This is a genomic window from Stenotrophomonas sp. SBJS02 (genome assembly GCF_020428325.2).
Lineage (GTDB): Bacteria > Pseudomonadota > Gammaproteobacteria > Xanthomonadales > Xanthomonadaceae > Stenotrophomonas > Stenotrophomonas africana.
In genome coordinates this window covers 4,122,330-4,136,212 of the sequence record NZ_CP109812.1, presented here as the reverse complement: position 1 = coordinate 4,136,212, position 13,883 = coordinate 4,122,330, and the positions used below count along the sequence as shown (strand labels likewise).

The window sequence follows — 13,883 nt, the reverse complement described above, 5'->3', positions numbered from 1 at the left end:
CCATGATCCCGCGTCGCCAGGTCAAGAATCCGCACGCCGAAGCCGAACAGTTCCGCCGCCGCGCGGCGCTGGGCTTCCTGGGCGTGCTGGTCTGCCTGCTGGGCCTGGGCGGCTGGTACTTCAAGCTGCAGGTACTGGACCACGACGTCTACGCCACGCGCTCGGAAGCCAACCGCATCAAGCCACGGCCGGTGGTGCCCGGGCGCGGCATGATCTACGACCGCAACGGCCGCCTGCTGGCCGAGAACGTGCCGGCCTTCCGCCTGGACGTGACCCCGGACAAGGTCAAGGACATGGACGCCACCCTCGAAGGGCTGGCAAAGATCATCAGCATCAGCCCGGAAGAGCTGGAAGCGTTCAACAAGTCGCGCAAGGCGCGGCGCAAGTTCCTGCCGGTCACGCTGAAGCTGCGCATGAGCGACGAGGAGATGGCGCGCTTCGCCGTCGACCGCTGGCGGTTCCCCGGTGTCGAGCTGGAACCCTACCTGACCCGGCGCTACCCCTACGGTGACCTGTTCGCGCACATCATCGGCTACGTCGGCCGCGTCGATGACAAGGATCTGGAGATCCTCGGCGAGGGCAACGCAGCACTGACCCACATCGGCAAGTCGGGGTTGGAGCGCTATTACGAGCAGCAACTGCGCGGCAAGGTCGGTTACGAACAGGTAGAGACCAACGTGCAGGGCCGTGCGATCCGCACCATCGGCCGCGTCGCCGCGCAGTCCGGTGCCGACCTGCGGCTGTCGATCGACGCCGACCTGCAGCGCGCCATGGTGGCCGCCTTCGGTGACCAGGAAGGCTCGGCGGTGGCGATGGACCCGCGCACCGGCGAAGTGCTGGCGATGGTCAGCCTGCCGTCCTACGACCCCAACCTGTTCGTCAACGGCATTTCCCATGCCGACTTCAAGGCATTGAACGAAAACCCGTCGCGGCCGCAGTTCAACCGCCTGGTACTTGGCGGTGTCGCCCCCGGTTCCACGCTCAAGCCGCTGATCGGCCTGGCCGGCCTGGACTCCGGCGTGCGTCGCCCGGAAGACAAGGTGCTGTCCACCGGCATGTTCTACCTGCCGGGCACCTCGCGCGGCTGGGGTGACGCCCACCGTGGCGGCCATGGTTGGACCGACCTGCGCAAGTCGATCGCCGAATCGGTCAACACCTATTACTACAAGCTGGCGCTGGACCTGGGCATCGAGCGCTTCGACCACTACATGGAGTACTACGGGTTCGGCCAGCCGACCGGCATCGACCTCACCGGCGAGATCGGCGGCATCCTGCCGTCGCCCGCCTACAAGCGGAAGAGCCGCAAGGAAGCCTGGTACCCCGGCGATACGGTCAACATCAGCATCGGCCAGGGCGACTGGAAGGTCACCCCGCTGCAGCTGGCGCGCGGCGTCAGCGCGCTGGCCGACGGCCAGCTGCGCACCCCGCACCTGGTGATCCAGCAGCGCGAAGGTTTCGACAGCGACTGGGCGGCGACGTCGCCTGGCGAGACCAAGCCGGTCAGCCCCAACCCCAACAACCTGCAGGCCGTGCGCGAAGGCATGATGGCCACCATGCGGCCCGGCGGCAGTGGCTGGCGCGTGGCGGTCGGTGCGCCGTACGTGATGGCCGGCAAGACCGGTACTGCACAGGTCATCAGCCGCAAGGGCACCGCCGCAGTGAATCCGAAGAGCCTGCCGATGCATCTGCGCCACCGCGCGCTGTTCGTCGGCTTCGCGCCGGCGGACAACCCGGTAATCGCGATTGCGGTGGCGGTGGAAGGCGGTGGCTATGGTGGCTCGGCCGCCGCGCCGATCGCCCGCAAGGTGTTCGATGCGTATCTGCTGGGCAAGATGCCGGAGGGCATGGAGCCGCTGGACAGTGAGCGCGGTACCACCGCCATCGGCGCCACCGCGTTCGACAACGAAGACGCGGGTGCGCGCCAGGCCGGCGACCTTGCCGCTGCACAGGTTGGAGAACATCCGGTGCTGATCGGTGTACCCGCACCGGAACCGGCGCCTGCGCCGCAGCCGGGTTCGCAGGCCGCCGCGCTGCCGGCCACGCCGCGCCCGACCACCGCGGAGCCCGCACGATGAGAGTGTTCCTGCGTTGGGCCGGCGACATGCTGCGCCGCTTCTTCAGCACGCTGGACTGGGTGCTGTGCCTGGCCCTGGGCGCGCTGATGGTGATCGGCCTGGCCACGCTGAAGAGTGCCGGTGGCGACGGCCTGGTAATGGCCCAGGGCGCGCGCTTCGCAGTGGGCATGGCCGCGCTGTGGGGCATCTCGCGGGTGCCGATCCTGCGCATCCGCTCGGCCACGCCGATGATCTATGCGATCTCGATGATCCCGTTGCTGGCGGTGTTCGTGCTGGGCACCGGCAAATATGGCCGGCAGTGGCTGGACCTGAAGTTCTTCTACCTGCAGCCGGCCGAGCTGCTGAAGGTCAGTCTGCCGATGATGGTGGCCTGGTACCTGCACAAGATGCCGCTGCCGCCGCGCTTCAACACCGTGCTCGTGGCCCTGGTCATCATCGGCGTGCCCACCGGCCTGGTGATGTTGCAGCCGGACTTCGGTACCGGTGTGCTGATCGCCGCCAGTGGCGTGTTCGTGCTGTTGTTGGCCGGCCTGCCGTGGTGGTGGGTCGGTCTGGGTGTGGGCGGCGTGGCCGCGGTCGCGCCGGTGGCCTGGTTCTGGCTGCTGCGGCCCTACCAGAAGGACCGCATCATGATGTTCCTCGACCCGGAGATGGATGCGCTGGGTGCTGGCTGGAACATCATCCAGTCGAAGATCGCGATCGGTTCCGGCGGCTTCGATGGCAAGGGGTGGGGCGAAGGCTCGCAGTCACACCTGAACTTCATTCCCGAACAGACCACCGACTTCGCGTTCTCGGTGCTGAGCGAGGAATTCGGCTGGATCGGCGTGGCTACCGTGCTGGCACTGTATCTGGTGGTGATCGGGCGCTGCCTGTGGATCGCCAGCCAGTCGCGGGATTCCTATTCGCGCCTGCTGGCCGGCGCTACCGGCCTGGCGTTCTTCGTCTATGTGCTGGTGAACGGCGGGATGATTTCCGGCTTGCTGCCGGTGGTGGGCGTGCCGATGCCGCTGATCAGCTACGGCGGTACCTCGGCGGTGTCACTGCTGGCTGGCTTCGGATTGGTGATGGCCGTGCGTAGCCACAACCCCGTACACGGCGGCTACGGCTGAGCCCGGCTCCGCAGCCTTTGTAGAGTCGAGCCATGCTCGACTGCCTTCCGTACAGCGCGTGCCGGCCCCAAGCCGAGCATGGCTCGACGCTACAAACGCAGAAGCACCATGACAGCTTCACGCAAGCGCCCGTTGCTACCGTGGCGGACGTGGAATGGAAACGAATGCTTGGCGGCAGCCGTGAGGCGGTGCGCACGATCGACCTGCCGTTGCTGGTCGCGTTGTTGATCCTGATGGCCGCGGGACTGGCGGTGCTGCACAGCGTGTCCGGCCCGGTGGGCGGGCAGGCGGCGCGCTTTGCCGGTGGCCTGGTGGCGATGTGGCTGCTGTCGCGTGTTTCGTTGCTGCGCCTGCGCGCGTGGACTCCGGCGTTGTACACGCTGTCGATGCTGCCGCTGATGGCGGTGTACGTCATCGGCACCGGCAAATATGGGCAGCGCTGGCTCAACCTCGGCGTGTTCTACCTGCAACCGTCGGAGCTGCTCAAGCTCAGCCTGCCGTTGATGATGGCCTGGTACCTGCACCGGCAGCCGTTGCCGCCGTCGCCACGCACGGTGCTGGCCGCCGCAGCGCTGATCGGCGTGCCGGCGGTGCTGATCCTGATGCAGCCGAACCTCGGCACCGCCACCCTGGTCACTGCCAGTGGCGTATTCGCATTGTTGCTCGCGGGCCTGCACTGGGGCTGGGTGGCCATCGGCGCGGCGGGGCTGGCGGTGGCCGCACCACTGGCGTGGTTCGGTCTGTTGCGTCAGTACCAGAAAGATCGCGTGCTGACCTTCCTCGATCCGGCGGCAGATCCGCTCGGCACCGGCTGGAACATCCTGCAGTCACGCATCGCAATCGGTTCTGGTGGCTGGCAGGGGCGTGGCTGGGGGCAGGGCACCCAGGCCACGCTGGATTTCCTGCCCGAGTACACGACCGACTTCGCGTTTTCGGTGCTGGCCGAGGAATTCGGCTGGATCGGTGTGGCGACGCTGTTCGCGCTGTACCTGTTCGTGGTCGGACGCTGCCTGTGGATCGCAGTGCATGCGCGCGACACGCATGCACGGTTGCTGGCCGGCAGCCTGGGGCTGGCGTTCTTCGTTTACGTACTGGTGAACGGTGGCATGATTTCCGGCCTGCTGCCGGTGGTGGGCATTCCGATGCCGTTGATCAGCTATGGCGGGACATCGGCGGTCTCGCTGTTGGCCGGCATCGGACTGGTAATGGCGGTGCGTGGGCACCGGCCCGTGCACGGGGGATAGGGTTTCCAGCCAACGGCGCAGCCCCTCGTGGGTGGAGTGGGTCGCTGAAAGCCGGATTGCTGAGGGCTGGCCGGGTGGGTGGGCAGTGCGGGGACGCCGTGAACCCATCCATGGGGGCTTGGCCGCGGCATCCATGCCGCGGACACCCCGCACTGCCCACCCACCCGGCCGCTGGCAGATTCCGTGTTCGTCCACCCACGGAGAAGAAAAAGAAGATCAAAAGCAAAAGCAGCTTGGCCGCCCGCTTCATTGCTTCCTGTAGAGCCGAGCCATGCTCGGCTCACGAGCAAGCGCAGCGTCGCGATCCGCTTTTGATCTTCTTTTTCTTCTCCGTGGGTGGCAGACCTCCGAAATCTGTCAGAGGCCGGTCGGGTTGGGTACGCGGGGGTGTCAGCCGCATGGATGCGGCTGACAAGCCTCCAGGGACGGATTCACGGCGTCCCCCGCGTACCCAACCCGACCGGCCCACCCGCGGCTTCTGCTTTCAGCGACCCACTCCACCCACGAGGGGCTGCGCCGTTGGCCGGAAACTTCCTGACTCTGCGCAACGCCCGTTGTGGAAGCGTTCTCACAACGATGCACGGCAGCACACCCGCTGACCAAAGTCCGCAAAAAATGTTAGCTGGTTCACACTTTTACAGCGCGTTGATCTTGATCAATGGACTTGTCGTAATCGGCCTGCACAATGGCGGCCCGCTCGGCACAGGCGCCGTCAATCGATGCAGCGCAGGGGGCGCCGGGCGGGAAGCAGTACTGATCCAACGGGTACAGGGAGCGCGGGGTACTGCCACTGGGGAGCGGCAGCCGCGCAGGTACCGACCGGATCCGGTCGCCGGTTGCGTCTGCGGGGATGGGGACGCAACCGGCAGCCTCTATCTGAATGGGGAAGCCTGATCACGACGTCTTCACATTTCCCGCTGAACGCAGGCAAATCGTTGTGATTCATGGTGTTAGGGGTTTTAATTCATCCATGACCTGCTAACCTGCGACGATGATTCGACGCACTCTGGCCTGCATGCTCACCCTCGGCCTGGTCGCCTGCGCGACCCAGCCGAAGTCCCCACCGTCTTCGCCCCAGGCCAGCAGTACGCCGCGCCAACCCGCCGCCAGGGCTCATGGCCCGGCCGAGGCCGCGCCCGAAGCCGCCGCTGCCACCGCGCCGCCTGTCGATCTCACCCCGGTACCGTTCGAAGTCGCGCGGGCCCGCTTCATTGCCGATACCGCCAAGCGCTATGGCTTGAAGCCGGAGCAGATCAGCAGCGTGCTCGACCAGGCGCAGGTGCGCCAGCCGATCATTGCCGCGATGTCGCGCCCGGCCGAACGGGTCAAGCCGTGGAATGAATATCGACCGATGTTCATCAGCAAGGCACGCATCGATGGCGGCCGTGCGTTCCTGGCCCAGCATCGCGCCGAACTGGATCGCGTGCAGCAGCGCACCGGTGTGCCGGCCGAAGTGATCGTGGCGATCATCGGCGTGGAAACCAGCTACGGCAAGAATGCCGGCAGCCATCGCGTGCTTGATGCGCTGTACACGTTGGCGTTCTATTACCCGCGCAGCGGCGACCCGGCCAAGCTGGAGCGCGAAGTACGCCGCGAGCTGTTCTTCCGCGATGAACTGGCCAAGCTGTTCGAGCTGGGCCGCGAAGAAAACCTGGACATCACCACGCTCAAGGGCAGCTATGCCGGTGCGATGGGCATGGGCCAGTTCATGCCGTCCAGCTATCTCGATTACGCCGTGGACGGAAACGGTGATGGCCGCCGCGACCTGTTCACCAGCTACGACGACGTGTTCTCGTCCATCGCCAACTACTTCGTGAAGAAGGGCGGCTGGGTGCGTGGCGGGCAGGTGGCCGTTCCGGCCACGCTGGCGCCGGGCCGCGAGGAGTTCAATCCGACCGAATGGATGCCGACCTGGTCGCTGGCTGACCTGGCCCAGCGCGGTTACCAGCCGAGCGCGCCGGTGCAGCCGGGCGCCACCGCCACCCCGATCACCCTGGAAGGCAGCACCGGCAAGCAGTACTGGCTGGGCTTCCAGAACTACTACGCGATCACCCGCTACAACCTCTCTAAGATGTACGCGATGGCCGTGTTCCAGTTGTCCCAGGCCATCGCCGGACAGGAGCTGCCCCCGGCATGAACACCAGATGGCTGGTCCCAGGCTTGATCGTCCTCGCGCTGGCTGCCTGCAGCAGCGCGCCGAAGAAGCCGGCCACGGCCGGCCATGGTGGCAAGTCCAGTGGCACGCTGGTGCAGGGCCGTGGTTCGCGCCCGGCGCACTGCCCGGAAGGTTCGCCATATGCGGCGGCCAAGGAAGACCTGAGCACCCGCGGCAACTACACCGCCGGTGGCCTGTACAAGCCGGGCGTGCGTGACAGCACGCCGGACTACATTCCGAACGTGGCCTGCATCCCCGAACCGGAAGTGACCGCGGAAGAGCGCTCGGCGATCGGCAACAAGACCCCGTACGTGGTGCTGGGCAAGTCCTACAAGGTGCTCGACGACACCCGCAACTATGTCGAACGCGGCACCGCGTCGTACTACGGGGCCAAGTTCCACGGCCGCCTGACCTCCAACCGTGAGGTCTACGACATGTACCAGTTCACTGCCGCGCACAAGACGCTGCCGCTGCCCAGCTTTGCCCGCGTCACCAACCTGGACAACGGCGAATCGGTGATCGTGCGCGTCAACGACCGCGGCCCGTTCCACGATGGCCGCGTGGTTGATCTCAGCTATGCCGCCGCCGTGCGCCTGGGCATCACCCAGCGCGGCACCGGCAACGTCGAAGTGCGCGCGCTGCAGCCGGGCGAGAGCAACCTGATGGCGCAGAAGCCGTCGCGTCGCGAGCGTCGTGCTGCCGAAGCGGCGGCAACCACCGCCGTGGCCAGCGCGCGGCCGGCTGCGGCCCGCGTGCTTCCGCCGACAGCGATATCGATCGCCTGGTCAACCGCCTGCCCACCGATGGCGCCCCGGCGCGTGGCCAGCCGGCCACCACCCAGGGCGTGGCCAGCACCGCGCCGGATGTGGCGGTCAGCAGCCTGCCGCCGAGTGCACCGCCGGTGCGCAGCGCGCCGTACGCGCCGGCTCCGGCGGCTGTTGCCAGCACCACGCCGCGCGCCGCTGCTGCGCCGGCACCCGTCCGCACCGCACCGGCCACCCCCAGCCTGTCGCAGCAGGTGGTAGGCGCGGTGATGGTGCAGGTGGCCAGCTTCTCCAACCGCGACAACGCCAACCGTGCGATGGGGCAGCTCAATGCCGCCGGCATTGTCGGCGCGACCATCAGCGACATCGCCGCCGGTGGCCGCACCCTGTTCCGCCTGCGCGTTCCCGCCAGCGACCATGCCAGTGCCGCGGAACTTGCCGGCCGCATCGCCGGTCTGGGCCTGGGTTCGCCGCAGATCGTGAAGGATTGATCCGCCCGGGCCGGTGCTGCCGGCCCATGCTCCCCCGGCCTACAATGGCCGTTACGTTCCACCCTCCATTCCCGGCCGTCCCCTGGAGCCTGCTGTCCAATGAATTTCCGTTCCGCCGCCACCGCCCTGGCCGCCACCCTGGTGGTGGGCCTGGCTTCCGCCCAGACCCCGCTGCCGACCCCGGCCACGCCGCGCCTGCCGCCGCCGCTGCCGCCCCGGCTACCGTCGCCACTCCGCCGGCCCCGGCGCCGAGCGTGTCCAAGGCCTGGGTCCTGATGGATTACGCCACCGGCCAGGTACTGGCTGGCGAGAACGTCCACGAACAGCTGGCTCCGGCCAGCATCACCAAGGTGATGACGTCCTACGTGATCGCCGCCGAGGTCAAGAACGGCAAGGTCCGTGCGGATGACCAGGTAATGATGAGCGAGCGCGCCTGGCGCGAAGGTGGCGCCGGCACCGACGGCAGCTACAGCGGATTCCCGGTCAACCAGACTGCACGCCTGGAAGACATGGAAAAGGGCATGGCGATCCAGTCCGGCAATGACGCCGCGATTGCCCTGGCCGAGCACGTGGCCGGCAGCGAAGAAGCCTTTGCGTCGCTGATGAACAGCTACGCCGCCAAGATCGGCATGAAGGACTCGCACTTCGTCAACGCCCACGGCCTGACCGCGCAGGGCCACCACAGCACCGCCTACGACCTGGCGCTGCTGGGCCGCGCGATGGTGCGTGATTACCCGGAAACCTACGCGTACAACAAGATCAAGGAATTCCAGGTCGGCAACATCAAGCAGCCGAACCGCAACCTGCTGCTGTGGCGCGATGGCAGCGTCGATGGCATCAAGACCGGCCACACCTCCGAAGCCGGCTACTGCCTGATGAGCTCGGCCCAGCGTGGCGACCAGCGCCTGATTGCCGTTGTGCTGGGCGGTGCGTCGGAGAAGCAGCGTGCCGATGACAGCCTTGCGCTGTTGAACTGGGGCTTCCGCTTCTTCGAGACCCACCGCCTGTACGAGCCGGGCAAGGCCGTGGCCGAGCACAAGGTCTGGAAGGGCACCACCGACAAGGTGCAGCTGGGCGTGGCCCAGCCGATGCTGGTGAGCGTGCCGCGCGGCCGCTACAACGACCTGAAGCCGAGCATCGACGTGCCCAAGACCCTGGAAGCACCGTTCACCGCCGGCCAGCAGATCGGCACCGTGAAAGTCACCCTGGATGGCAAGGTCATCGCTGAGGCACCGCTGGTGGCCGTGGCCGCCGTCGAACAGGCTGGCTTCTTCAAGCGCCTGTGGGACAGCTTCTGGATGTGGTGGGAATCGGAATGATCCACGCCCTGGCGTGGTGAACGGAAAAGGCCGGCGAATGCCGGCCTTTTCCGTTTTGCAGAGTCGAGCCATGCTCGACTGAGGTTGAATGCAGTCGAGCATGGCTCGACTCTACAAATGGCGCTTACAGCGAGCGGCTGATGGTGAAGCTGCCGAACACGGGGGCTTCGCGCTGGCCGTAGAACTCGCGGGTGCTGTGGTAGCGCGCTACCGCGAACTTCCAGCGGCCGTACATCAGCGCCATGCCGTAGCCGCCCTGGGCTACCACGTGGCGCTTGTCCACGCTGTGGCTGCTGCGGAACGTGTTGCCGTCCAGGGTGATGTCGCGGATCATCCACGCCGCGTCGGTGGTCACGAACATGTGCCATGACCAGCCATTGGGGCGACCGCCACGCGTCGGCGCCGTGTTCTCACCGGCCGGACGCAACGGCGTGCTGCCGAAATCATCGGGCAGCTTCCAGCCGAAACGCACTTCGCCACCGGCATTGGCCTTGGTTTCCAGGTTGCCGATCGCACCACCGTAGTGGCTGATCGCATCCCAACCCCAGCCGCCGGCATTGATGCTGGCATCGGCCGGCCAGCGGCGCATGCGCTCGTGGGTCAGCATGAACAGCGGCTCGTTGTGCAGCTGGTTGTCCCAGCCCTCGAACTTCTTGTCGCCCAGGATGTTGTGCACCGCGTCCTGCACCTGCTTGCCCTGGGCCCACGGGCCGACCACGCCCAGCGTCAGCTGGGTGGTCTGCAGGCGGTCGCCGCTGCGCGCGTTGAAGCCGAAGCTGGCGATCAGTACACCGGCATAGGGGCGGTCATCCTTGATCAGATCGCGGCGGGCCGGATCGGCCGGGGTGAAGATGCCCTGGCCGATGCTGAAGATCATGTTCTGCTGTTCGAACCTGCCGGGGTGCAGGCCTTCCAGATACTGGTTCACCCAGCGTGCCATGCGCGGCAGGCACGGGTCGTCGGTGTAGTCGACCAGGTTCGGCGAGACCAGGGTCAGCTGCGCGCCGTTGGTGTACCCCTGGTCCTGGTGGCGGCCACCGAACAGGTCGTTGTCGACGCGGAAGTTGATCTGCGGTGGGTGGTCGCGCATTGCGTCCGGACCACATTGTTCGGCGGCCTGGGCGGCAAGCGGGAGGGCGGCAGCGAGCAGGCCGGACAGCCCGAGGGCCGTGAGGCGGCGTTGGGAAGGGGGGCTCATGGGTGGGGCGGATTCTTTTGTCGTTTTATGCCGCGACACGGTACCCCCAGGCGGCGGTTGAAACGACTACACGGCGGTCACTTGTCTGTTCCGAAAACAACATTGTCCACCTGACACAATGCGATACATGAGGTGGGTCGGGATCGCGCGGTGTTGAGTGGCGGGATCGGACCACGCGTGTCGGCATCAGCATCTTCAGTCAGCTGCGGTTGTGGTTGGGGCCGTCCATGCCCTATTCTCTGCGCCGACGCCTGGGGGGCGTCGCCAAAGGATTCAGGTCCCAGACCCTTTCTCAACCCATGGATTGTGCTTCGCCGTCGGCGAAGTGCTGGATGACTCATATGAACAAATCGAATTCGCTCGCCCATGTGCTGGCCTGCGCGCTGCTGGGTGCCGGTCTGGTGGCCGTCAGTGCCCCGGCGTCGGCGGGTCTGCGCGACAGCTTCGCCAACAGCCGCACCTCGGCCCAGGAACAGAGCAAGAAGGGCCAGGCCGAGATTCCGGTCTGCACCAAGCCGCTGGGTTCCATCTCGGTGATCGAGCCGGAAGACGTGGTGAACTGGTGGACCGGCCAGCAGTTGCCGGCGCCTTCGAAGCTCATCAAGGTCTTCGTCAACAAATCCAAGTGCTTCACGCTGGTGGACCGTGGCGTCGGCATGGCCGCAGCCCAGGCCGAGCGCGCGCTGGCCAGCGAAGGCCAGCTGCGTGGTCGTTCCAACATCGGCAAGGGCCAGATCCGCGCCGCCGACTACGTGCTGGTGCCGGACCTGATCTCGCAGAACAGCAATGCCAGCGGCAACGCCATTGGTGGCCTGCTGGGTGGCCTGATCGGCGGCAAGGCCGGCGCCGTGGTCGGCGGCCTGAACTTCCGCAGCAAGACCGCGGATGTGACCCTGACCCTGACCGACGTACGCTCTTCCGAGCAGGTGGCCATCGTTGAGGGCAACTCCAAGAAGACCGATCTGGGCTGGGGCGCCGGTGGTGGCCTGTTCGGCGGTGGCGGCATCGGCGCAATGGGCGTCGGTGGCTATGCCAATACCGAAATCGGCCAGGTGATCACCCTGGCCTATCTGCAGGCCTACACCAACATGGTGGCCGAGCTGGGTGGTCTGCCGGCCAATGCCTCGGCGGCCAATGCCGGCCAGGCTGTGACCATGCTCAAGGCCGGCCGCCTGCTGGCCAATGCCAAGGGCACCGGCGCTCCGGTGCGCTCGCTGGAGCCGGGCATGCTGCTGTACCCCACCGGCGTCAAGGAAGGCACCATGTGGGAAGTGGAAGACGAAATGGGCAACAAGGGCTGGGTCAATTCCACCCTGATGGAAACGGCCAAGTAAGCCGCCCGCGTGCCGGTTCCGTGCCGGCACGCGTCGCCTGCCGGACCGGCCTGCAAGGGCCGGCTCCGTCAAGTGCGGAGGCCGTCTGCAACGCAGCGGCTCGCCTATGCCGCTTTTGACTTTGATGAATACTCTTGGGTTTGTTGCCCTGCGGCCCGATAATGGGTCCATGGAAATCAAGTCCGACAACCCCGACCACGGCTTCCAGTTCCCCGGCCAGTTCGAGCTCAGCGCAATGGGCCCGGCCAACCGCGGCCTGGAGCACGAGCTTCCCCGCCTGCTGCTGGCTGCCGGTATTGATGTCGTCAATGAGCGCATCAGCTGGAAGCATTCGTCCAACGGCAAGTACGTGTCCGTCCGCATCGTGTTCAAGGCCGAGAGCCGCGAACAGTACGACCTGGCGCACCAGGCACTGCGTGACCACCCGGAAGTGAAGTGGACGCTGTAGCCGACAACTGCCCGGCCCAAGCCGCCCCCGAGGACCGCGCGCCGCGTCCGGCCCTGGTCCGCGACCTCGGCCGTCAGGCTTACGAGCCGGTGTGGCGGGCCATGCAGCGCTTCACCGACCAGCGCAGCGATGCCGACGCCGACGAGCTGTGGGTGGTCGAGCACGACCCGGTGTTCACCTTGGGCCAGGCCGGCAAGGACGAGCACGTGCTGGCGCCGGGCGAGATCCCGGTGCTGCACGTGGACCGCGGCGGACAGGTGACCTATCACGGCCCCGGCCAGATCGTGGTCTATCCGTTGCTGCGTCTGCCGCGGCTGGGCATCGGTGTGCGCGATTACGTGTGTCGCATCGAGCAGGCCATCATCGACACCCTGGCCGAGTGGAACATCGGCGCCGAACGCCGCGAGGGCGCCCCGGGCGTCTACGTCGGTGGCGCCAAGATTGCCGCGCTTGGCATCCGCGTGCGACGCGGCTGCACCTTCCATGGCCTGGCGTTCAACGTGTCCATGGACCTGGAACCTTTCCACCGTATCAACCCCTGTGGCTATCAGGGGTTGCAGGTGACCTCGGTGGTAGACTTGGGCGGCCCCTCCGGGATGAATGCCGTCAAGCCGGTGCTGCTGGACCACCTGGCCCGCCAGTTCGGCCTGCTGCTGCAGCACACGCCGGAACTGCCTGATCTTTCTGCGGCCGCCTGACCGCCCCCCGGAACTGCCATGACTGAAACCACCGCCCGTTCCATTCCCCTGCAGATCGTGCAGGGCGACTCTCCGTCCGCCGCGCCGTTGCAGGCCGGGGTCAAGCAGCTGGGCGGTGACAAGATCAACCGTTCGCCGGTGCAGTTCGCCGACGCGCCGGTGCTGCGCAAGCCGTCCTGGATCCGCGTGCGCATTCCCTCGGGCAATGCCGTGCAGAACCTGAAGGCCAAGCTGCGCGAGAACCGTCTGGTGACCGTGTGCGAGGAAGCCAGCTGCCCGAACATCCACGAGTGCTTCGGCCACGGCACCGCCACCTTCATGATCCTGGGCGAGGTCTGCACCCGCCGCTGCTCGTTCTGCGACGTGGCCCACGGCCGCCCGAAGCCGCCGGACGCCAACGAACCGGCCAGCCTCGGCCAGACCGTGGCCGACATGGGCCTGAAGTACGTGGTGGTGACCAGCGTCGACCGCGATGACCTGCGCGACGGCGGTGCCCAGCACTTCGTCGACTGCATCACCGCCATTCGCGAGAAGTCGCCGGGCACCCGCATCGAAGTGCTGACCCCGGACTTCCGTGGCAAGGGCCGCATGGAGCGCGCGCTGGAGATCCTAGCGCAGAACCCGCCGGATGTGTTCAACCACAACATCGAAACCGTGCCGGACCTGTACCGCAACGTGCGTCCGGGCGCGGACTACCAGTGGTCGCTGAACCTGCTGAAGAACTTCAAGGCGCAGCATCCGGAGGTGCCGACCAAGAGCGGCATCATGCTGGGCCTGGGCGAGGAGTTCGAACAGATCAAGGCCACCATGCGCGACCTGCGCGCGCATGACGTGGACATGATCACCATCGGCCAGTACCTGCAGCCGACCGCGCACCACCACCCGGTGCTGAAGTACTGGACCCCCGAGGACTACAAGGCGCTGGAAGACTACGGCTACGAGCTGGGCTTCAGCCACGTGGCCTCCGGCCCGATGGTGCGCTCTTCGTACCACGCCGACGTACAGGCCAAGGGCGCCGGCATTTCCTGAGGTGGGTGCGGACCGTTGG

The 13,883-nt window shown here is 66.7% G+C and carries 9 protein-coding genes and 2 pseudogenes; 10 read left to right on the top strand and 1 reads right to left on the bottom strand.

Annotation, left to right across the window (positions count from 1 at the left end; translation table 11 throughout):
• The first annotated feature begins 2 nt into the window (after positions 1-2).
• The 6 genes and pseudogenes from mrdA to FQS62_RS19040 all read left to right on the top strand — a co-directional run bounded on the left by mrdA (position 3) and on the right by FQS62_RS19040 (position 9,157).
• On the top strand, positions 3-2,075 hold the full coding sequence (gene mrdA / locus FQS62_RS19070) for a penicillin-binding protein 2 (protein ID WP_057499478.1): 2,073 nt from the start codon (positions 3-5) through the stop codon (positions 2,073-2,075).
• The gene (gene rodA / locus FQS62_RS19065) at positions 2,072-3,184 is read left to right on the top strand and encodes a rod shape-determining protein RodA (RefSeq protein WP_010481418.1); all 1,113 of its coding nucleotides are present in this window, start codon (positions 2,072-2,074) and stop codon (positions 3,182-3,184) included. The genes mrdA and rodA (FQS62_RS19065) overlap by 4 nt, the downstream gene beginning before the upstream one ends.
• 164 nt (positions 3,185-3,348) lie before the next feature.
• Positions 3,349-4,428: a rod shape-determining protein RodA gene (gene rodA, locus FQS62_RS19060; RefSeq protein WP_180835994.1), complete on the top strand. Its 1,080-nt coding sequence runs from the start codon at positions 3,349-3,351 to the stop codon at positions 4,426-4,428.
• A gap of 991 nt (positions 4,429-5,419) precedes the next feature.
• Entirely contained in the window at positions 5,420-6,565 is a 1,146-nt protein-coding gene (gene mltB, locus FQS62_RS19055; RefSeq protein ID WP_088479652.1) for a lytic murein transglycosylase B, read from the top strand.
• Positions 6,562-7,838 (top strand): annotated as a pseudogene (locus FQS62_RS22315) (septal ring lytic transglycosylase RlpA family protein). Before mltB ends, FQS62_RS22315 begins: the two are co-directional and overlap by 4 nt.
• Before the next feature lie 99 nt (positions 7,839-7,937).
• Positions 7,938-9,157 (top strand): annotated as a pseudogene (locus tag FQS62_RS19040) (D-alanyl-D-alanine carboxypeptidase family protein).
• A gap of 124 nt (positions 9,158-9,281) precedes the next feature.
• Here the strand turns inward: FQS62_RS19040 and FQS62_RS19035 are convergent.
• Complete coding sequence (locus FQS62_RS19035; protein ID WP_208043711.1) at positions 9,282-10,355, bottom strand: lipid A deacylase LpxR family protein; 1,074 nt, start codon at positions 10,353-10,355, stop codon at positions 9,282-9,284.
• A gap of 341 nt (positions 10,356-10,696) precedes the next feature.
• Between FQS62_RS19035 and FQS62_RS19030 the strand changes: the two genes are divergently transcribed.
• The 4 genes from FQS62_RS19030 (at position 10,697) to lipA (ending at position 13,864) form a co-directional block, all read left to right on the top strand.
• Entirely contained in the window at positions 10,697-11,689 is a 993-nt protein-coding gene (locus tag FQS62_RS19030) for a CsgG/HfaB family protein (protein WP_049447832.1), read from the top strand.
• A gap of 169 nt (positions 11,690-11,858) precedes the next feature.
• Entirely contained in the window at positions 11,859-12,137 is a 279-nt protein-coding gene (locus FQS62_RS19025) for a YbeD family protein (protein WP_005411067.1), read from the top strand.
• Positions 12,125-12,835 (top strand): lipoyl(octanoyl) transferase LipB, encoded by a 711-nt coding sequence (lipB, locus tag FQS62_RS19020; protein WP_049447831.1) that lies wholly within the window; start codon positions 12,125-12,127, stop codon positions 12,833-12,835. The genes FQS62_RS19025 and lipB overlap by 13 nt, the downstream gene beginning before the upstream one ends.
• An 18-nt stretch (positions 12,836-12,853) precedes the next feature.
• Positions 12,854-13,864 carry a lipoyl synthase gene (gene lipA, locus FQS62_RS19015; RefSeq protein WP_049447830.1) on the top strand — a complete coding sequence of 337 codons (1,011 nt, stop codon included), beginning with the start codon at positions 12,854-12,856 and terminating at the stop codon, positions 13,862-13,864.
• Positions 13,865-13,883: the final 19 nt, after the last annotated feature.

Excerpts from the sequence above, each read along its gene's own strand:
- mrdA (WP_057499478.1), top strand. The coding sequence starts at position 3 with ATGATCCCGCGTCGCCAGGTCAAGAATCCGCACGCCGAAGCCGAACAG.
- FQS62_RS19035 (WP_208043711.1), bottom strand. The coding sequence starts at position 10,355 with ATGAGCCCCCCTTCCCAACGCCGCCTCACGGCCCTCGGGCTGTCCGGC.
- FQS62_RS19025 (WP_005411067.1), top strand. The coding sequence starts at position 11,859 with ATGGAAATCAAGTCCGACAACCCCGACCACGGCTTCCAGTTCCCCGGC.
- rodA (WP_180835994.1), top strand. The coding sequence starts at position 3,349 with ATGCTTGGCGGCAGCCGTGAGGCGGTGCGCACGATCGACCTGCCGTTG.
- mltB (WP_088479652.1), top strand. The coding sequence starts at position 5,420 with ATGATTCGACGCACTCTGGCCTGCATGCTCACCCTCGGCCTGGTCGCC.
- lipA (WP_049447830.1), top strand. The coding sequence starts at position 12,854 with ATGACTGAAACCACCGCCCGTTCCATTCCCCTGCAGATCGTGCAGGGC.
- rodA (WP_010481418.1), top strand. The coding sequence starts at position 2,072 with ATGAGAGTGTTCCTGCGTTGGGCCGGCGACATGCTGCGCCGCTTCTTC.
- FQS62_RS19030 (WP_049447832.1), top strand. The coding sequence starts at position 10,697 with ATGAACAAATCGAATTCGCTCGCCCATGTGCTGGCCTGCGCGCTGCTG.